Genomic DNA, 17,359 nt, shown 5'->3' on the forward strand with positions numbered 1-17,359 from the left:
GCCTGCGGCTCACGAACAGGTTTCGCTGCCGGCCGTTGACGGACGGCGCCCGGAAAGGGCTTCGACCGCGTCTTCGATGCCGACAGGCTGCCTCTCGACGTCCTCCAGATACAGTCGCCCGCTTACGATCCGATCGTCGACGATCTCGAACAGGGTGACCCCGCGCACCTCGAAGGGTTTTCCGTCGCGGCGAGTGCCGGACCAATGCCATTCGGTCCAGGTCGTGTCGCCGTCCCGGACCGAGCGCATGACCGTCGCATGGAAGTCAGGTATCCCTGCGAACATGGCCTCCCAGTTGGCGCGCATCTGGTCGCGGCCAACGAAGGCTCTGCCCGGGTGCGTCGGCTGTTCGCTTCGATAGTTCTCGTGGATGAGAGCGGCGACAGCGTCGAGCTGATGCGCGTTCATCGCCCTCACCAGTCGATCGATCACGTCAGTCATCGAAGCTTCCGGACCTATGCAGCGCACGCATTGGCGCGCCTCTCCATAGTCCACTGCCGGGGTGAGCCGCGCCGATCAATCCGCGAGTTGCAAAATTACCTGATTGGGCGATGACCGTCCAGCATTGCAAGACGTCGAACATCCGTGTGCCGCAAGCGTCAGGTGAATGCAGGCCGCCAGGCCTGTGCCCCAACGCAAGGCCGGAGCTGGCGTAGCGCCGTGCGGGCCATCGCCCGTATAGGCTGGTCCTGTTGGGCCAAGGGGTTTGGCTCAATCCAAGCAACGTCCGCAAAGCGGTGCCGCATGGCCGATGTCGCCATTCTCGATAGCCGCGAAAGGGTGCTGGCCGGCATCCTCCTGACCGGCGGCGCCTATTTCCTGTTCTCGGCGCAGGACGCGGCGATCAAGCTGCTGGTCGTCGGCATCAGCGTCTGGCAGATCATGTTCTTCCGCTCGGTCACCATTCTTGCCGCCTGCGCGGCGATCGGCGGGCGGCGCCTGTTCACCGATACTGCGCGCTCGCCCATCGTGAGGCCGATGCTGGTGCGCAGCGCCTTCACCCTGGCGGCCTGGCTTTGCTACTACAACGCCGCCCGCACCCTGCAGCTCGCCGAGCTCACCACCATCTACTATGCCGCTCCGATCATCGTCACCGTGCTGTCGGTGTTCATGCTTGGCGAGAAGGTGCCGCTGCTGCGCTGGCTGGCGGTGCTGATCGGCTTTGCCGGCGTATTCGTCGCCTGCGATCCGACCCATCTCGGCATCTCGGCGCCGATGGTCCTGGTGCTGGCCGCGGCCCTGCTTTGGGGCATCGCCGTCGTGCTTTTGCGCAAGATAGCGATGCAGGAGCGCACGACGATCCAGCTCGTGCTCAACAATTTCTACTTCCTGCTCTTCTCCGTGGCGCCGGCGCTGATCTGGTGGCGGACGCCCGACGGCGGCCAGTTGCTGCTTCTGGCCAGCGTCGGTGCGCTCGGCGGCATGGCGCAGTATCTTCTGTTCGAAGGCATGAAAAGGGCGCCGGTGTCGATCGTGGCGCCGTTCGAGTACACGTCGCTGGTCTGGGCCTTCGCGCTCGGCTTCGCCATCTGGGGCGACGTGCCGCGCCGCGAGGTGTTCCTTGGGGCGGCGCTGATCGTCGCCGCCGGCCTGCTCGTCATCGGCAACGAGCATTTCCGCAAACGGCTCTAGCATGACAACTGACGGAACCATGTCAGCAGGGCGACGTAGACTGAGGACATGACCGATTCCCTCGAGATGACTGACGCATTGGCCGATGGCGCGACCAGGGCCGCCGAGCGCACCTTGGGCATCGTCCTGGTGTCGGCTTCCGCCGTCGTGTTCGGCCTCACCGGCGTGCTGACAAAATCGATCCACGCCGATCCGCTGACCATCACTTGCTGGCGCGGTTTCGTCGGCTCGATCCTGATCACGCTCTATGTGCTGTGGCGGCGGCGCCGCTCCGGCGGGCGCGAAAGCCTGCGGCTCGGCTGGCGCGGCTGGCTGCTGGCGCTGGAAGGCGCAGCCGCCAGCATCGCCTTCATCGCGGCCTTCAAATTCACCTACGTCGCCAATGTCGCCGTCATCTACGCGACCTCGCCTTTCATCGCCGCATTGCTCGCCTTCCTGCTGGTGCGGGAAAAATTCCGGCTGCAGACGATGCTTGCCGCCGCCGTGTCGCTCTGCGGCGTCGGCATCATGGTGTGGTCGGGCTTCGGCACCGGCCATCTCTTCGGCGATGGGCTGGCGCTGCTGATGACAACCGGCAGCGCGCTGTACATGATCATGGTGCGCGCCTTCCGCGACACGCCTGTTGTGTGGGCTGGCGCGGTGTCGGCCTTCCTTCTGTTCGTCCTCGGCTGGTTCGTCACCGATCCGCTGGCGGTCTCGGCACGGGATGCGCTCCTGCTGGCCACCTTCGGCGGCTCCTTCGCGCTGGCGTCGATCCTGTGGACGGAGGGTTCGCGGCTGATCCCGGCGTCCGAATCAGGCCTGCTCGGCTCGGCCGAAGTGCCGTTCGCGATCGCGTTCGCTTTCCTGTTCCTCGGCGAGATCCCGCCGGCCGCCAGCATCATCGGTGGCGCGATCGTGCTTTGCGCGGTGTTTGCTCATGCCGGGCGCGACTGGCTGGCGGCAGGGCGCGCGGCCAACTGAAAAATATTTTTCGGGTCATGGAACCATCATCGGGCCCGCGCATTGTTGCTGTGGCGGATCACCCCCAAGTCCCCCCAAACCCCTCGATCCGCCCTCCTTAGAAGCCGACCGCAAGGTCGGCTTTTTCTTTGCGCGGCGATCAGGCTGCGGACGATGCCAGACCGGCGCTCAAAAGCGTCGCCAGATCGCGAGCCGGCCGCCCGGCGTTCTGACCCAACCGGATGGCGAACTCGGCAGTCGGAACCGGCGGCAGCGCAAACTCGCGCGGGGCTTCGACGATGCCGGAATGGGCAAAGCGCGCCGTGCGCAAGGTCAGCGCGATGCCGGCATTGACCGCCGTGCGCAGGCCGGCAAGGCTGGCGCTGCCGGCGGCGATGCGGTAGCGGCGGCCCGCCGCGTCGAGGGCGGCGAGCGCCGCTTCGCGAAAGCCGCACTGCGGGTCGAGCAGCGCCAGCGGCAAGACGTCTTCGCGCGCGGCGAGCCCCTTTTGCGAGCAGAGCCAGAGCATCGGCTCGCCGATCACGGCGACCTCGTCGGGGCCCGGTGCCTGGCGCATGGTGATCGCCAGATCGAGCTCGCCGGCCTGCAGCGCCTGTCCGAGTTCGATGGAGCGGCCAACGCGCAATTCGATCCGGACGCGCGGATGGCTAACGGCGAATGCGCGCAGCAGTTCCGGCAGGCCGCGATCAGCGAAATCCTGGGTGGTGCCGACGGCGAGGCGGCCGTCGGCACGCGCGCCCTTCAGCGCCAGCCAGGCCTCGGTGTGGACGGCGAGGATGCGCCTGGCATGGCCGACCAGATCCTCGCCGGCCGGCGTCAAGCCGCGCCCCCTTCCCTGGGGAGCAAGCAGCGGTTCGCCGACGATCTCCTCCAGCCGCTGCATCTGCGCCGTCACCGCCGAAGGCGAGCGGCCGACGGTGGAAGCCGCCTTCGCCAGCGAACCGCCATCGACGAAAGCAAGGAAGGTTTTGAGAAGGTCTGGGTCCAGCGTTTGCATAGTTCGATGATATCGAATCTTTTCTTCAAAACAATTCGATTTTTTTGATTCGATGATCGTGACATGGTTTCTTCCAACGGCGAGGAAGCGCCGCTCACAACGAGGAGAAAGAAAATGCCGATCATCAATGTCAGCGTCACCGGCAAGCCCGACGCCGCACTCTCTGCCGCCATCGCCAGGGAGGTGACCGAGCTCACCGCGACACATCTGCGCAAGGATCCGACCATCACCGCGGTCGCGATCAGCTATTTCGATCCCCAGCACTGGTTCGCCGGCGGCAAGTCGCTCGCAGAGCACGGCACCAACACCTTCTGGCTCGACATCAAGGTGGTCGACGGCACCAACACCAAGCTCGAGCTCGAGGCCTATCTCAAGGCGATCTTCGCCGCCTTCGGCCGCCTGCTGGGTGGCGTCCACGAAGAAAGCTATGCCTTCGTGCACGAAGTGCCGGCAGCCGCTTATGGCTATGGCGGCAAGACGCAGGAGTTCCGCTTCATCAGCGGCAGGTTGAACGCGGCGTAAAGAGCGCTCCCCTTCTCCCTTGCGGGAGAAGGTGGATCGGCGTGTAGCGCCGAGACGGATGAGGTGTGTTGGAAGAACCTCGACCTCGAAAACTCCAATGCTTTTAGGCACCTACATCTTCAAAAACAGTGATCCGTCCAACACCCCTCATCCGACCAAGCTTCGCTCGGCCACCTTCTCCCACAAGGAGAGAAGGCCAGAGGGCACTCAGTCCACATTGACGTCGCTCCCACTTCCGTTACCCTCTGGCGCCGAAGCGGCCACTCAAGAGCCGCGACGTGGAGGACGTTGGGAGAGCGCGGCAATGATCCTGACCCTGGCGCTGCTTGCAGGCCTCGTCGCGGCCTGGCTTTTGATCGGCGTGCTGGAATCGGTGCGCCTCGGCCTGCGTTTCACGCAGGCGTTGCTCTATGTGCCGTTCAAGCTCGCCTACCGCATCGCCGACGAGCGCATCCGCATCGCCCGCAATGCCAAGGCACCGGTCATCTATGTGATTTCGCACCAGTCGCGCATCGAGCCGGCGCTGATGCTGTCGCTGCTGCCGGACGACACGCTGCACATCCTCGACGACGCCTCGGCGCGCTCGCCCTGGCTGGAGCCATGGCGCGAGCTTGGCCGCACCATCGCCTTCAACGCCGAGCATGTCTTCGTCAGCCGCCGGCTGGTGCGGGTCTTGAAAGGCAAAGGCAAGCTCGCCGTCTACCTGCCCGATTCGGTCGAGCCCGATATCAAGTCGTTCCGCCTGTTCCGCGCCATTACCCGCATCGCCATGCAGGCCGACGCCAGCATCGTGCCGATCTTCGTCGCCCGCGCCCGCGACCTGCCGGCATCGCTGACCCCGGCCGACAGGGCGCCGCGCCACTGGTTTCCGCGCCTTTCGGTGAGCGTGCTGGAGCCGATGACGATTGCCGAGCTGGCGGCGCGCAATCCCGACCAGGCCTCCAACACCAACGCCCTGTTCGACCGCTTCGCGGAAGCCAGGCTGTTCGGCACCAATCTCGACCGCGGCCTGTTCCTCGCCATTCGCGACGCGGCAACCAGGGTCGGCGCCTCGCATCCGATCATCGAGGACGTCATCTCGGGCGCGCTGAGCTACCGCAAGATGTTCATCGGCGCGCGCGTCCTGGGGCGCCGCTTCGAAGCGGTGACGGCGCCGAGCGAGGCGGTCGGCCTGCTGCTGCCCAACGCCAATGGCGTGGTGCTGTCCTTCGTCGGCCTGATCTCGGCCGGCCGGGTTGCGGCGATGATCAACTACACGGCGGGACCGGCGAGCGTCACCGCCGCCGTGCGCACCGCCATCATCAGAACGGTCGTGTCGTCCCGCGCCTTCATCGAGAAGGCTGGGCTCGCCGACATCGTCGAGGCGGTCGAGGCAGGTGGCGCCAGGCTGCTGTGGCTCGAGGATGTGCGCCAGAGCGTGACGATGCTGGACAAGCTCGCCGCCGCCCTCTTGTGGCGCTTACCGCTGCGGCCACAGGATGCGGCGAAGCCGGCGGTGATCCTGTTCACTTCAGGCTCGGAAGGCACGCCCAAGGCGGTCGTCCTGTCGCACAAGAGCCTCTACGCCAACGCCATGCAGGCCGAGGCCCGCATCACCATCTCGCCCGCCGACATCCTGCTCAACGTGCTGCCGGTGTTCCACTCGTTCGGACTGACCGGCGGCACCATCCTGCCGCTGGTCACCGGCGTGAAGCTGTTCCTCTACCCGTCCCCTCTCCACTACAAGATCATCCCCGAGATCGCGCGCAAGGTCAGGCCGACCATCATGTTCGGCACCGACACCTTCCTCGCCAACTATGCGCGCACCGCCAAGGATGGCGATTTCTCCAGCCTGCGCTTCGTCGTCGCCGGCGCCGAGGCGGTGAAGCCGGAGACGCGCCGTGTCTACCGCGAGCGCTTCGACGCATCGATCATCGAGGGCTTCGGCCTGACCGAGGCCGCGCCGGTCGTCGCCGTCAACACCGCCATCCATGGCCGCGACGGCACGGTCGGGCGGGCCCTGCCAGCCATCCGCATGAAGCTCGAGCCGGTCGAAGGCATCGATGACGCCGGCCGGCTGTGGCTCGACGGGCCGAACATGATGATGGGCTACATGACCGCCGACCGGCCGGGCGAGTTGCAGCCGCTCGATGGCTGGCACGATACCGGCGACATCGTCTCGATCGACCGCGACGGCTTCATCACCATTCGCGGGCGCGCCAAGCGCTTCGCCAAGATCGCCGGCGAAATGGTGTCGCTGGGCGCCGTCGAGATGCTGGTGCAGTCGCTGTGGCCGGAAGAGCGCCACGCCGCCGTGGCGGTGCCGGACAAGAGACGCGGCGAGCGCATCGTGCTGGTGACCACGGCCGATGACGCCAGCGCGGAGGAACTGCGTGCCTTCGGCAAGAAGGCGGGCGCGGCCGAACTGATGGTGCCCAACGACATCGTCAAGGTGGAGGAGATCCCGGTGCTGGGCTCGGGCAAGACAGACTATGTCTCGACCCGCAGGCTGGCGATCGACCGGCTAGGTCTGAGCGCCGCGGCGTAGCGTGCTAGAGCGGTTCAGCGTTTCATGGAACCGCCGACCGCTCTAACTATTTGTTTCTACGCGATTCCGGACGGAAAACCGTTACACACTTTTCCTGGAATTGCTCTAACCGATGTCCGACGGCGGCACCTTCTCGCCTTCGCGCATGGCGCGCTTGGAATAGGCGCGCACGGAAAACGGCAGGAAGACGAGATAGCCGGCGACCGAGGCGGTCAGCGTGTACCAGGGATAGGTCATCAAAAGCAGGACGTAGAGCACGACGGCAAGGATCACCGGCAGCACCTTGTCGCCCGGCACCTTGATGCTCTTGCCCGAATAGACCGGCAGCCGGCTGACCAGCAGGAAGGCGACGAGCACGGTGAAGCCGGTGGCGACAAAGGCGGCGAGACGGGTCGGCTCGAGTCCCAGCCGCAGGAAATAGAGGTAGAGCGGCAGCATCACCAGCACCGCGCCCGCCGGCGCCGGCACGCCGACGAAATATTCGCTCTGCCACAGCGGCCGGTCGGCCTTCTCATCATCCAGCACATTGAAGCGGGCGAGCCGCAGGCCGCAGGCGATGGTGAACAGAAGTGCCGCGATCCAGCCGAACGAGCCGGCCTGGTCGAGCAGGAAGGCATAGAGCACCAGCGCCGGCGCCACGCCGAAATTGACGATGTCGGCCAGCGAATCCATCTGCGCGCCGAATTTCGAGGTCGCCTTCAGCATTCGCGCCAGGCGGCCGTCTATGCCGTCGAGGAAGGCGGCGAGCAGCACCATCACCACCGCCGGCTCGAAGCGGTCCTGGAAGCCGAAGCGAATGCCGGAGAGGCCGGCGCAGATGGCAAGCACGGTGACCAGGTTGGGCAGCACCATGCGCATCGGGATTTCACGGATGCGCGGACCGCCGCTGGCATGCGCCTCGAATTTCTTGAAGGGCGCGCCCACGGCTCAGGAAATCCTGACCAGCGGCGTCACCGCCGCGCCGCCGAATTCGGCAAGCACCGTCTCGCCGCCGACGGCCGTCTGGCCGACGGCGACGCGCGGCACGGCGTTCAGCGGCAGGAAGACGTCGACGCGCGAGCCGAAGCGGATCAGGCCGAAGCGCTCGCCGATGGCGATCGATCCGCCGGCCTCGGCCCAGCAGACGATGCGCCGCGCCACCAGGCCGGCGATCTGCACGGCGGCGACGGTGCCGTTGGGGCTATCGATGACCAGCCCGTTGCGCTCGTTCTCCGAGCTTGCCTTGTCGAGCTCGGCGTTGAGGAATTTTCCGGGCCGGTGCTCGATCCTGGCGATCCGGCCACGCACCGGAGCGCGGTTCACATGGCAGGAAAAGACGTTCATGAACACCGATATGCGGGTCATCTCGCCGGAGCCGAGACCAAGCTCGCGCGGCGGCACGGCGGGACCGACCGCCGAGATGACGCCATCGGCCGGGCTCACCACCAGCCGGTCGTCGACCGGGGTGACGCGCTCGGGATCGCGGTAGAAATAGATGCACCAGGCGGTGAGGATCAGCCCGATCCAGAACAGGATCGAGGAGAAATAACCCAGAAGAAGCGTGCCCGCGGCAAAAGCGGCAATAAAGGGATAGCCCTCGCGATGGATCGGAACGAGCGTATTCTTGATCGTATCGACGATGCTCATGGGATGGGGGCAGTCCCTGTTTCAGGTCCGGCCTCAATAGCCGAAAGCCCCCCTGCCCGCAACGCAACAATGGGCGAGGCTCGGCGGGTCACCGGAGGTATGCATTTTTTTGCCTGTGCTGTCGGAACTCGACCTTGCCACTCGTCCTTGGCTAGACAACTCGCCAAGGGAGCCCGCCAAATGCCATCGCCCAAATCGTCTGCAATTGATGCCAATCTCATCACCGAGGGTCTCGCCTTCGGCGAGTCGCCGCGCTGGCATGACGGACGGCTGTGGGTCTGCAACTGGGGCACGGGCGAGATCGTCGCGGTGGATGCGGACGGCAACAGCGAAATCATGCTCACAATACCGGCCACCCTGCCCTATTCGATCGACTGGCTGCCGGATGGGCGATTGCTCGTCGTCTCCGGCCGGGAAGGCCTTCTGCTGCGGCAGGAGGCTGATGGAACGCTCGCCACCCATGCCGATCTCAGGCCGCTGTCGAAAAGCCCGTGGAACGAGATCGTCGTCGACGGGCGCGGCAACATCTACGTCAATGGCGGTGGGCCGGCACCGGCGCCGGGCGAACATTTCGGACCGGGCACGATCGTGCTGATCCAGCCGGACGGCACGATCCGCCAGGTGGCCGAAAACATCGCCTTCGCCAACGGCATGGCGGTGACGCCGGACAACAGGACGCTGATCGTTGCGGAGTCGCACGCCAACCGGCTGACCGCCTTCGACATCGCCGAAGACGGCACCCTTGCCCGCCGCCGCGTCTGGGCGGACCTCGGCGGCGACTATCCCGACGGCATATGCATCGATGCCGAGGGCTGCGTCTGGTACGCCGACGTGCCCAACCAACACTGCGTCAGGGTGCGCGAAGGCGGCATGAAGCTCGACAGGGTCGAGGCCGATCGCGGCTGCTTTGCCTGCATGCTGGGCGGGCCTGACGGCAGGACGCTCTATATCGCCGCCGCCGAATGGCGCGGCTTCGAGCACATGATCAGCGATGCCCGTACCGGCCAGGTGCTGAGCGTCGAAGCGCCGGCACCTGGCGCGGGTTGGCCTGCCTACAGTTCCGGCAAACGCTGATAATTGGCGATATCGGCCCTGACGCCGAGCCGGGCGATCGTCTCCTGCGGGCTGAAGGCGATGCGCTCGTGCGCGGCCTTGACGATCGGCACCACCTTGTCGACCGCTGCCTGGCTTTCCCATTCGACGATGGTGACGAGGTTGAACTCGCCCGGCCCGGAGAACTGCTCGAGCAGGAAGTCCTGCACGAAGCCGCTCTGCTGGCGCAGCAGTTCGTGGGTCATCCGGACCTTGCCGATGATCTCCTCGCGAGCCGCCGCCGGAACGACAAACTTGTCGACCCGGAACACGCTGCCATTGCCTTGACTTGTCTTGCTCATTTCGATCTGTCTCCGTTCTGGAAAGGCTCGTTTCGCAGGGGCTCGGAGACGGTTTGCAAGCTCAAGGTAAGTTGAGGTCAAGGGGAATTTTCCCCTTCTCCCCATGTGGGAGAAGGTGGATCGGCGCGCAGCGCCGAGACGGATGAGGGGTGCTGGAAGAAACGCGGCTGCAGCGATTTCAACATATCGCCAAGCTGGAACACTCCTCATCCGTCGCCTTCGGCGACACCTTCTCCCGCAAGGGGAGAAGGAAGAGGCGCTAACTAACCTCCGACGTCCTTCTCCGCACGATGACGCCCAGCTCGTCGCTCTCGCGGGCAACGCGCAGCCTCTCCTCGGCCTCGGTCGCCTCGCGCTGGCGGTCCCACATCGAGGCGTAGAGGCCATCCTTGCGCAGCAGCGCGGCATGGGTGCCGCGTTCAGCGATCTGGCCGTCCTTGAGCACGATGATCTCGTCGGCCGAGATCACCGTCGACAGGCGGTGGGCAATGACGATGGTGGTGCGGCCCTTGCTGACGAGGTCGAGGGCTGCCTGGATCTCCTGCTCGGTCTGGGTGTCCAGCGCCGAGGTCGCCTCGTCGAGCATCAGGATCGGCGGGGCCTTCAAAATCGTGCGGGCGATCGCCACGCGCTGCTTCTCGCCACCGGAGAGCTTCAGTCCGCGCTCGCCGACCATCGAGCGGTAGCCCTCAGGCAGTTTCTGGATGAAGGGGCCGATCTGGGCGAGCTCGGCAGCCTTGCGCACTTCCTCCTCGCTGGCGCCGACGCGGCCATAGCGGATGTTGTAGGCGATGGTGTCGTTGAACAGCACGGTATCCTGCGGCACCATGCCGAGCACCGCGCGCAGGCTCTCCTGGGTGACGTCCCTGATGTCCTGCCCGTCGATCAGCACCTGCCCTGACTGCACGTCGTAGAAGCGAAAGAGCAGCCTGGAGATGGTCGACTTGCCGGCGCCGGATGGGCCGACGATGGCGACCGTCTTGCCCGCCGGCACCTCGAAGGAGACGCCCTTCAGGATCTTGCGGTTCGGATCGTAGGAGAAATGCACGTCGCGGAACTCGACCTTGCCCGCGCCGACCAGCAAAGGCCTGGCGTCCGGCTTGTCGACGATTTCCTGCGGCACGTCGAGCAGGTCGAACATGTGCTCGATGTCGGTCAGCCCCTGGCGGATCTCGCGATAGATGAAGCCGATGAAGTTGAGCGGGACGGAAAGCTGCATCAGCATGGCGTTGATGAAGACGAAGTCGCCGACGCTCTGCGTGCCGGCCTGCACTTCCAGCGCCGACATGCACATGACGATGACGGTGCCGAGGCCGAAGATGACGCCCTGGCCGAAGTTCAGCCAGCCGAGCGAGGTCCAGGTGCGGGTGGCGGCGATCTCGTAGCGCGCCATCGAGCGGTCGAAACGCTCGGCTTCCATGGCCTCATTGGTGAAATACTTGACCGTCTCGAAATTGAGCAGCGAGTCGATTGCCTTGGTGTTGGCGTCGGTGTCGCTGTCGTTCATGTCGCGGCGGATCGAGATGCGCCAATCGCTGGCCTTGACCGTGAACCAGACATAGACCCAGACGGTGACAGCGACCACGGCCACGTATTTCCAGCCATAGGTGAAGGCGAAGATGCCGGCGGTCAGCGCGAATTCGAGGATGGTCGGCGCCGTGTTCAGCATGATGAAGCGCACAATCGTCTCTATGCCCTTGGTGCCGCGCTCGATGATGCGCGACAGGCCGCCGGTGCGGCGCTCGAGATGGAAGCGCAGCGACAGCTGGTGCATGTGGACGAAGGTGCGGAAGGCGAGCTGGCGCACCGCATACTGGCCGACACGGGCAAACAGCGCGTCGCGCAGCTGGTTGAAGCCGAGCTGCACCAGCCTCAGCACGTTGTAGGCGACGACCAGCATAACCGGCGCAAGCAGGAAGGACGGCAGCGGCGGCGGCGTCTTCGCGGCGCCGGCCAGCGCGTCGGTCGCCCATTTGAAGAAATACGGACCGGCCACCAGCGTCACCTTGGCGACCACCAGCAGCAGCGTTGCCCAGGTGACGCGCGCCCTCAGGTCGGCGCGGTCCGCCGGCCACATATAGGGCCACAGATTGCGTAACGTCGCGAGGGTCGATGAATCGGAGACGGTTTTTCCGGCCATTCTTTTTGCCTTCTTGTTCTAGCCGACGGAGCAGCAGGATTTGACCAGCGCCGAGAGCGATGCCGAGACATCGGCGAGCGCCGCGTGGTCGACTTCGTAGCGCGAGCGCTGGCGGTCGGGCTCGAAACGGACCAGTCCGGCCTCGACCAGGATCTTCAGATGTTGCGAGACGGTGGACTGGGCGAGGTCGAGATGGTCGACCACCTCGCGACAGCAGCAGGAACGGCTTGCGGCGAGATGCCTGAGGATCTCGATGCGCGCCGGATGCGAAAGCGCCGCGAACCGCGCTGCGACGGCGCGGCTGTCGGGGGCGCAGGCGGGATGAGCGCTGTTCGCAGGAGCGGATTCAACCAGGGATTCTGTCATCGTTCATCGGCGATAGACGATGAACGATGACAGGGCAAGCCAGGCTGGTGGGTAGTAGGGTCATCGCCCCAGCAAGGGGGAGATTGGCCAATCGCCGAACTCCTACTCCGTCTTCGTCGGCGCCGTCGTCATCTGGTCGCCCATCGCCTTCATGTCGGCGGCCTCGCCTTCCTTCGACTTGCCGGGAACCTTGAACACCTGGCCGGGCCAGATGCGATCGGGATCCCTGATCTGGTCCTGGTTGGCGAGATAGATGGTGGAGTAGCGCACGCCGTGGCCATAGACGCGCCGCGAAATGCGCCACAGCGTGTCTTTGCGGCGGATGATGACGGCGCCGTCGGCGTGTTCGAGCTTGGGTGCCACCGTCTCCGGCACGTCCGGCGTCGCCGCCGCGACCTTGGCCGGCGCTTCGGCCGCAGGAGCAGCGGGCGCCTCGGCGGTCGTCGCGGGCGCGGCGGGTTCAGCCGCCGGGGCAGCAGGCGCCTCGGCCGCTGTCGCCGGCGCGGCCGGCTTCGTCTCGGCCGGCTTTGCCTCAGCAGGCTTGGTTGCGGCGGGCGCCACGGCGGCGACCGACTCGCCAGGCTCGCGCTCGAACGGCACGGCGGCGCGGGCCACCACCTTCACGCCGTCGTCGCCCAGGCCATCGACATGTATGGTATAGCTGCCGACCGGAATGTCGCGGGTGGCCTCGATGAGGAAATGACCGTCGGGCGAGGTCTGGGCGTCGCCGAGCAGGATATCGTTGGCATAGGCGCGCACCTTGAGGCCGGGATCGGCCGTGCCGGCGACGAAGATCTTGTTGCCGTCGATCTCGACCGCTTCGACGACGATCTTGGGTTCGGCCGCCGGCGCTGCGGGCGCCGTTGCCGGAGCAGCGGGCGCTGGTGCCGCTTCCACGGCCGCCGGCGCCGCCGGAGCCGGTGTTGCCGGCGCTGGCGCGGTGGCTGCGGGCCCTTCCGCCGCAGGGGCGGCCGCCTGGTCGCCGGCGGCGGGCGCCGCGGGCTGGGTCTCCGGCGCCGGGACGGTGAGCAGTTCGGATGGCTTGCCCGGCTCCTCGACCATCGCCAGCACCTGGCCGGCCGGATTCTGCGGGATCGAAACGACAGCGGTCTGCACCGAAGCGGTCACGACATCGCCGGTCGTCGAGCGCAGCGTGATGGTGTAATCGCCGGGCTTCAGCGGATCGTCGAGAACGATGGCGAAGGCGCCGTCGGGACCAGCGACGGTCGAGCCAATCACGGTCGCGCCGTTGAGGATTTCGACCTTGGAATTGGGCGCCGCATTGCCGGCGACGACGATCGAGCCATTGCTTTCGACGCGCACGACATCGAAGGTCGGCGCGACCGAACCGGTCGTGGCGGGCGGCGTGGCAGGCGCCGCGGGAGCCTCAGCCGCAGGCGCAGCAGGCGCGGCCGGAGCCATAGCGTCGGTGGCCGGTGCCGGCGCGGCTGGAAGGCGCCCCTCGGTGCCCGGATCTGACGGCTTCGTTTCCGCCGGCTTGGTCTCGCCCGGCGCCAGCGCCGCGATCTCGGCCGGCGGCGTGCGATTGAGATACGGATCGAGCGCCCCCGACACATAGGCGGTTCCCGCCGCGGCGACGACGCCGCCCGCGGTAAACAACAACGCCTTCAATGGATTAATTGCCATTTTTGACTGCCCCTTAGCCACCTAACGCCGGTCTAGCGTGTTTTAGCGAGTCCCACAAGAAAAACGGCCGGCCAAGAAAAAGCCTGTCCCGGGCTTGACCATGCCTGCCGTCCCTATCACCAATCATCGGCATGAACACGATTCGATCCGTCTGCGTCTATTGCGGTTCGTCTCCGGGCCGCGATGCAACCTACGTCAAGGCCGGCCACCTGCTCGGCCGCTCGCTCGCCAAATCCGGCCTCAGGCTGGTCTATGGTGGCGGCACCAAGGGCATCATGGGCGCCGTCGCCGAGGGCGCGCTCAAGGCCGGCGGCAAGGTGACGGGCATCATTCCCCGCTTCCTCATCAACAGGGAAGCAACCGAGACCGCGCTTGACCGGCTCGACGAGCTCGTGATCACCGACAACATGCACGAGCGCAAGCACAGGATGTTCGAAAAATCCGACGCCTTTGTGGCGCTGCCAGGCGGCATCGGCACGGTCGAGGAGATCGTCGAGATCATGACCTGGGGCCAGCTCGGCCATCATCGCAAGCCGATCGTCTTTGCCAACATCAAAGGCTTCTGGGATCCGATGCTGGCGCTGCTCGACCACATGTCGGCCGAGGGCTTCATCCATACCGCACACCGGGTGAAGCCGCTGGTGGTCGAGGACCCCGAAGCGATCGTCGCCGCCATCATGGTGGCCGGCTCCTCCGTCGACGCGCCGACGGAAGGCGTGCAGTCGGTGATAGACAAGATGTAAGGCGGTAGGGGAAAACAGCCCTACTGCCTACTGCCTACTGCCTACTGCCTACTGCCTACTGCCTACTGCCTACTGCCTACTGCCTTCCTCAAATCCCCGATCACCGCCCGCCGATCCTGCCGACGCCAGGCGAGGTGGATCGACACGCTGCGTCCGAACCAGGGCAGATCGCGGAAGACGATCCCCGGCGGCGCTGCGCTGCGCAGACTCTCCTGCACCGTCGCCAGGCCGAGGCCGGCGCCGACGAGGCCGAGCGAGGTCAGCGGATCGGCGGTCTCATAGGCAATTTCGGGCACGAATCCGGCCTCGATACAAGCGGCGAGGAACTGTCCGCGGTTGGTGTCGGCCGGCTGGCGCACCACGGTGATCCAGGTGCGGCCGTCGAGATGATGCGGGCGAATGTCGAGAACGGCGGCAAGCGCGTCGCCCTCGGGAATCGCCAGCACCAGCGGCTCGCGCCGGACGAGCATCGAGGCGATTTCGGGATAGTCGGCCGGCGGCGGCGAATAGACCAAGCCGAGATCGAGCGTGCGCTGGCGCAGCCCCTCCAGCTGCGCGGCCGAGCGCAGGCTCATCAGGCTGAGGTTCAGTTGCGGCCGGTCGCGGCGGAACTGTCTCAGCATGCCGGCGACGATCCCCGCATGCACCGCGCCCTCGACATAGCCGATGGCAAGACGGCCGGCAGTTCCCGCCGCAAGATCCCGGCCGAACGTCTCCAGCCGCTTTGCACCCGCCAGCAGCGCCCTCGCCTCGACAAGGAAAGCCTGGCCCTCGGCATTGAGATGCACCCGCTGCTTTGCACGCTCGAACAGGGCGACGCCGAGTTGCTCCTCGAGCTGGATGATCTGCCTGCTGAGCGGCGACTGCGAGATGTGCAGCAATTCGGCGGCGCGGCCGACATTGCCCGTCTCGGCAACCGTCACGAAATAGCGGAGCTGGCGCAGATCGAACATTTTCGCTCCTGGTGGCTAGTCCCTCAGGGTCTCAACTTTAGCCTAATCAGTCTTGGACTGTCTGACCAGCGGCGGCGACAATTCCGCCATCCCAATCAGGATCTTTAGGAGACAGCCATGCAGTTCTTTGCCCTTCTCACCCGCAACACCCAGAAGTTCAGCGACGCCGATTTCGCGCCGCTGCTGCCCGGCGAGGCCGAGCAGCGCCGAACGCTCTATGCAGATGGCGCGGTGCGCCAGGTGTGGAACCGCGGCGACATTCCCGGCAGCGGCATGATGTTCGAGGCGGCTGACGACGCCGAAGTGCGCGGCCATCTCGCCACGCTGCCGCTGGTCAAGGCCGGCATGATGGATATCGCCGCGGTGGTGCCGCTCAACCCTTATCCGGGCTTCGGCCCGAAGCGCTGAGGCGGCCGAGAGCTGGAGATGAGTGCCGCCGTGAAATCGGCGGCGCTCATGAACCTCCACGACCAAACATGCGACGGAAAATGCTTGCTCGAGGTGCGGTGTATCGCTCGGGCAAAGGGTTGGTGAGCAGGAACTGCTCGTGCCCCTCGACCGTTTCGGTGCCGCGATAGCTGCATTGCAACGACCGGGCCAGGGGAACAATCTCCTTCAGCACCGACCCGAATCCCTCACCATCGATCGGCACATCCTTGACCATGTGCAATTCGCGCGCGAAGGCCTCGACACCAAGGAAGCGATAGCCGCGCTTTTCGAGTTCGGCGCGGAGCTTTGCCAGGGAAGTCTCTGCACCCCAGAACTCGAAGCGGGTCGGCCGGATGCGGGCGCTCGCGGCGATTTCCAGATTGAGGTCGCCAATCGCCTCGGCAGGAAGAATAAGCGCCGCCACCGCGCCAAGCGAATGCTGTTCGACGGCGAGCGGAAAGGCCGACGCCTCGGCGGTGGCGCGGGCTATCCGCTCGAAGCCGACGACATCCTCGGTCGCAAAGTAAAAGTCCCGGCGCCCATCGCCATGCTGCTCCGCGATGTAGCATGCGGGGCAGCTCGCGGTGATCAGTTCCTCGCACAGTCTTTCGAAAAACGCGTAGTTCCGGCTCGACCCCTTGGGTGTCAGCAGGGCGTCACGCGGCGTCAATTCGTTTGCCCGCGGGGTGAGCTTCAGGAGCAGGACAGGCAGCGAAGCAGCAGCCCGCAGAAGCGCCATGTTCACCCTCACTCGGACGAACAACGCACTGCCGCCGGGGCGGTAGCGTATCAGGTCGCGATGCGGCTCCGCCTTGCGGATGACCTCTTCCGTTTCATCGTCCGAGACTTGTTCGCCGGTGACATTGAACTGAAGCAAAGTCATCGCCTGGCCCTCGCCTCCCGGATCGCGTCCAGTAGGAATGGTCCATCTTGCCAGTTCACATCGCCCCAGCCCAGACCTCACGGCCAGGCATTCTTCATTGCGTTTACGGAAAGCCAGGCAATCGAAGGCAGCGCGATGAGCAGCGCCAGCCGCAGCCCGGCCGATCGCGCCGCGTCCGGGTTCTGCTGCTGCAGCCGTCGCCATATCTGGAAGGCCGCGGCAAGGACGAGCAGCCCGTAGAGACCGCCCAGCGCCCACAGAACCGCCGTGCCGCTCACCGGTATGCCGGCCTTTTCCAGTGCCTGGCCGATCAGCATCGTCGGCCCGGCAATGAAGAAGGCAACCGCGATCCCGAAGAAAAAGCCGATCATCGCGCCCGGAAACGGCGTTGCCGAGAACGCCACAAACAGCGCCAGCAGGATGAGCAAAGTGATGAATGCGCGCTGGCCCATGGCTGCCCCCATTTGTCATGGCCGGTCGGACACAGCCTGGAGTAGCAGGCTGGAATTAATGGCCCGTAACGAGAGAGGGACAGGT

At 65.7% G+C, this 17,359-nt stretch carries 18 protein-coding genes; 7 read left to right on the forward strand and 11 right to left on the reverse strand.

Annotated features, from left to right (window positions below):
* Nucleotides 1-9 precede the first annotated feature (9 nt).
* Nucleotides 10-441, reverse strand: a complete 432-nt coding sequence (locus PU724_RS05645; RefSeq protein ID WP_127286736.1) for a nuclear transport factor 2 family protein — start codon at nucleotides 439-441, stop codon at nucleotides 10-12.
* A 303-nt stretch (nucleotides 442-744) separates the two neighbouring features.
* On the opposite strand from PU724_RS05645, the gene PU724_RS05650 reads away from it, so the two are divergent.
* Both PU724_RS05650 and PU724_RS05655 read left to right on the forward strand, forming a co-directional pair.
* Nucleotides 745-1,632 carry a DMT family transporter gene (locus tag PU724_RS05650; protein WP_354420729.1) on the forward strand — a complete coding sequence of 296 codons (888 nt, stop codon included), beginning with the start codon at nucleotides 745-747 and terminating at the stop codon, nucleotides 1,630-1,632.
* A gap of 66 nt (nucleotides 1,633-1,698) precedes the next feature.
* Nucleotides 1,699-2,595, forward strand: a complete 897-nt coding sequence (locus PU724_RS05655) for a DMT family transporter (protein ID WP_426213053.1) — start codon at nucleotides 1,699-1,701, stop codon at nucleotides 2,593-2,595.
* Nucleotides 2,596-2,734: 139 nt separating this feature from the next.
* Here the strand turns inward: PU724_RS05655 and PU724_RS05660 are convergent, their stop codons facing one another.
* On the reverse strand, nucleotides 2,735-3,592 hold the full coding sequence (locus PU724_RS05660) for a LysR substrate-binding domain-containing protein (RefSeq protein WP_354420733.1): 858 nt from the start codon (nucleotides 3,590-3,592) through the stop codon (nucleotides 2,735-2,737).
* Nucleotides 3,593-3,706: 114 nt separating this feature from the next.
* On the opposite strand from PU724_RS05660, the gene PU724_RS05665 reads away from it, so the two are divergent.
* Complete coding sequence (locus PU724_RS05665) at nucleotides 3,707-4,114, forward strand: tautomerase family protein (RefSeq protein ID WP_127310845.1); 408 nt, start codon at nucleotides 3,707-3,709, stop codon at nucleotides 4,112-4,114.
* Between the two features lie 304 nt (nucleotides 4,115-4,418).
* Nucleotides 4,419-6,641, forward strand: a complete 2,223-nt coding sequence (locus PU724_RS05670; RefSeq protein ID WP_354420735.1) for an AMP-binding protein — start codon at nucleotides 4,419-4,421, stop codon at nucleotides 6,639-6,641.
* Between the two features lie 105 nt (nucleotides 6,642-6,746).
* Here PU724_RS05670 and PU724_RS05675 read toward each other — a convergent pair whose 3' ends face one another.
* Nucleotides 6,747-7,565, reverse strand: coding sequence for a CDP-alcohol phosphatidyltransferase family protein (locus tag PU724_RS05675; protein WP_407046153.1), 819 nt, complete (start codon nucleotides 7,563-7,565; stop codon nucleotides 6,747-6,749).
* 3 nt (nucleotides 7,566-7,568) lie between these two features.
* Nucleotides 7,569-8,267 (reverse strand): phosphatidylserine decarboxylase, encoded by a 699-nt coding sequence (locus tag PU724_RS05680; protein ID WP_354420737.1) that lies wholly within the window; start codon nucleotides 8,265-8,267, stop codon nucleotides 7,569-7,571.
* Nucleotides 8,268-8,447: 180 nt separating this feature from the next.
* Here PU724_RS05680 and PU724_RS05685 point away from each other — a divergent pair, with 180 nt between their 5' ends.
* A complete protein-coding gene (locus tag PU724_RS05685) occupies nucleotides 8,448-9,341 on the forward strand; it encodes an SMP-30/gluconolactonase/LRE family protein (RefSeq protein WP_354420739.1) in 894 nt (297 codons plus the stop codon).
* Here the strand turns inward: PU724_RS05685 and PU724_RS05690 are convergent.
* The 4 genes from PU724_RS05690 to PU724_RS05705 all read right to left on the reverse strand — a co-directional run bounded on the left by PU724_RS05690 (nucleotide 9,320) and on the right by PU724_RS05705 (nucleotide 13,814).
* Nucleotides 9,320-9,661: an antibiotic biosynthesis monooxygenase family protein gene (locus tag PU724_RS05690; protein ID WP_128276060.1), complete on the reverse strand. Its 342-nt coding sequence runs from the start codon at nucleotides 9,659-9,661 to the stop codon at nucleotides 9,320-9,322. The two genes, PU724_RS05685 and PU724_RS05690, sit on opposite strands and share 22 nt — an antisense overlap.
* 259 nt (nucleotides 9,662-9,920) lie before the next feature.
* Nucleotides 9,921-11,801 carry an ABCB family ABC transporter ATP-binding protein/permease gene (locus PU724_RS05695; protein WP_354420741.1) on the reverse strand — a complete coding sequence of 627 codons (1,881 nt, stop codon included), beginning with the start codon at nucleotides 11,799-11,801 and terminating at the stop codon, nucleotides 9,921-9,923.
* Between the two features lie 18 nt (nucleotides 11,802-11,819).
* Nucleotides 11,820-12,167, reverse strand: a complete 348-nt coding sequence (locus tag PU724_RS05700; RefSeq protein ID WP_127394321.1) for an ArsR/SmtB family transcription factor — start codon at nucleotides 12,165-12,167, stop codon at nucleotides 11,820-11,822.
* Between the two features lie 102 nt (nucleotides 12,168-12,269).
* The gene (locus PU724_RS05705) at nucleotides 12,270-13,814 is read right to left on the reverse strand and encodes a LysM peptidoglycan-binding domain-containing protein (RefSeq protein WP_354420743.1); all 1,545 of its coding nucleotides are present in this window, start codon (nucleotides 13,812-13,814) and stop codon (nucleotides 12,270-12,272) included.
* 131 nt (nucleotides 13,815-13,945) lie between these two features.
* Here PU724_RS05705 and PU724_RS05710 point away from each other — a divergent pair, with 131 nt between their 5' ends.
* A complete protein-coding gene (locus PU724_RS05710) occupies nucleotides 13,946-14,557 on the forward strand; it encodes an LOG family protein (protein ID WP_354420745.1) in 612 nt (203 codons plus the stop codon).
* A 62-nt stretch (nucleotides 14,558-14,619) separates the two neighbouring features.
* On the opposite strand, the gene PU724_RS05715 is transcribed toward PU724_RS05710, so the two are convergent.
* Nucleotides 14,620-15,510: a LysR family transcriptional regulator gene (locus PU724_RS05715; RefSeq protein WP_354420747.1), complete on the reverse strand. Its 891-nt coding sequence runs from the start codon at nucleotides 15,508-15,510 to the stop codon at nucleotides 14,620-14,622.
* 117 nt (nucleotides 15,511-15,627) lie between these two features.
* On the opposite strand from PU724_RS05715, the gene PU724_RS05720 reads away from it, so the two are divergent.
* Nucleotides 15,628-15,918, forward strand: a complete 291-nt coding sequence (locus PU724_RS05720; RefSeq protein ID WP_354420749.1) for a muconolactone Delta-isomerase family protein — start codon at nucleotides 15,628-15,630, stop codon at nucleotides 15,916-15,918.
* A 46-nt stretch (nucleotides 15,919-15,964) separates the two neighbouring features.
* On the opposite strand, the gene PU724_RS05725 is transcribed toward PU724_RS05720, so the two are convergent.
* A complete protein-coding gene (locus PU724_RS05725) occupies nucleotides 15,965-16,816 on the reverse strand; it encodes a hypothetical protein (RefSeq protein ID WP_354420750.1) in 852 nt (283 codons plus the stop codon).
* Between the two features lie 83 nt (nucleotides 16,817-16,899).
* Complete coding sequence (locus PU724_RS05730; protein WP_354420751.1) at nucleotides 16,900-17,274, reverse strand: hypothetical protein; 375 nt, start codon at nucleotides 17,272-17,274, stop codon at nucleotides 16,900-16,902.
* Nucleotides 17,275-17,359: the final 85 nt, after the last annotated feature.

This window comes from Mesorhizobium abyssinicae (assembly GCF_049887195.1).
Classification (GTDB): domain Bacteria; phylum Pseudomonadota; class Alphaproteobacteria; order Rhizobiales; family Rhizobiaceae; genus Mesorhizobium; species Mesorhizobium abyssinicae.

Excerpts from the sequence above, each read along its gene's own strand:
- PU724_RS05655 (WP_426213053.1), top strand. The coding sequence starts at position 1,699 with ATGACTGACGCATTGGCCGATGGCGCGACCAGGGCCGCCGAGCGCACC.
- PU724_RS05670 (WP_354420735.1), top strand. The coding sequence starts at position 4,419 with ATGATCCTGACCCTGGCGCTGCTTGCAGGCCTCGTCGCGGCCTGGCTT.
- PU724_RS05690 (WP_128276060.1), bottom strand. The coding sequence starts at position 9,661 with ATGAGCAAGACAAGTCAAGGCAATGGCAGCGTGTTCCGGGTCGACAAG.
- PU724_RS05695 (WP_354420741.1), bottom strand. The coding sequence starts at position 11,801 with ATGGCCGGAAAAACCGTCTCCGATTCATCGACCCTCGCGACGTTACGC.
- PU724_RS05720 (WP_354420749.1), top strand. The coding sequence starts at position 15,628 with ATGCAGTTCTTTGCCCTTCTCACCCGCAACACCCAGAAGTTCAGCGAC.
- PU724_RS05715 (WP_354420747.1), bottom strand. The coding sequence starts at position 15,510 with ATGTTCGATCTGCGCCAGCTCCGCTATTTCGTGACGGTTGCCGAGACG.
- PU724_RS05665 (WP_127310845.1), top strand. The coding sequence starts at position 3,707 with ATGCCGATCATCAATGTCAGCGTCACCGGCAAGCCCGACGCCGCACTC.
- PU724_RS05710 (WP_354420745.1), top strand. The coding sequence starts at position 13,946 with ATGAACACGATTCGATCCGTCTGCGTCTATTGCGGTTCGTCTCCGGGC.
- PU724_RS05700 (WP_127394321.1), bottom strand. The coding sequence starts at position 12,167 with ATGACAGAATCCCTGGTTGAATCCGCTCCTGCGAACAGCGCTCATCCC.
- PU724_RS05650 (WP_354420729.1), top strand. The coding sequence starts at position 745 with ATGGCCGATGTCGCCATTCTCGATAGCCGCGAAAGGGTGCTGGCCGGC.
- PU724_RS05730 (WP_354420751.1), bottom strand. The coding sequence starts at position 17,274 with ATGGGCCAGCGCGCATTCATCACTTTGCTCATCCTGCTGGCGCTGTTT.
- PU724_RS05705 (WP_354420743.1), bottom strand. The coding sequence starts at position 13,814 with ATGGCAATTAATCCATTGAAGGCGTTGTTGTTTACCGCGGGCGGCGTC.
- PU724_RS05685 (WP_354420739.1), top strand. The coding sequence starts at position 8,448 with ATGCCATCGCCCAAATCGTCTGCAATTGATGCCAATCTCATCACCGAG.
- PU724_RS05660 (WP_354420733.1), bottom strand. The coding sequence starts at position 3,592 with ATGCAAACGCTGGACCCAGACCTTCTCAAAACCTTCCTTGCTTTCGTC.
- PU724_RS05680 (WP_354420737.1), bottom strand. The coding sequence starts at position 8,267 with ATGAGCATCGTCGATACGATCAAGAATACGCTCGTTCCGATCCATCGC.
- PU724_RS05645 (WP_127286736.1), bottom strand. The coding sequence starts at position 441 with ATGACTGACGTGATCGATCGACTGGTGAGGGCGATGAACGCGCATCAG.